We start from the raw sequence: 210 nt of genomic DNA, 5'->3' as shown, positions 1-210 counted from the left end.
GATGTGGTCGTAGCGGTGGGGGGCGTAGCCGAGGCGGCCGTTGCGGTGGAGATCGCTGGCCATGATGCCCAGGCCGGAGACGTAGACCTTCTTGAGCAGGTTGCGGGCCATCTGGTCGTTGGGGTTGTCGGTGTCGAGCAGCTGGCGGGCTTCGCGCATGCGCTTCTGCCAGGTGTCGAAGATGCGGCCCTTCTCATGCCACAGGTAGGC

Annotated in this window: 1 protein-coding gene; it reads right to left on the bottom strand. The window is 65.7% G+C overall.

Features of this window, described 5'->3' with window-relative positions; translation table 11 throughout:
• Positions 1-210, bottom strand: a 210-nt coding sequence (locus AX744_RS20590; protein WP_197429173.1) for a hypothetical protein, incomplete at both ends; no start/stop codon positions are given.

The organism is Microbacterium sp. CCH5-D1 (assembly GCF_001557335.1).
Classification (GTDB): Bacteria; Actinomycetota; Actinomycetes; order Actinomycetales; family Microbacteriaceae; genus Microbacterium; species Microbacterium oxydans.
The sequence above is the reverse complement of the archived record's forward strand: the minus strand, read 5'-3'. Positions and strand labels throughout refer to the sequence as shown.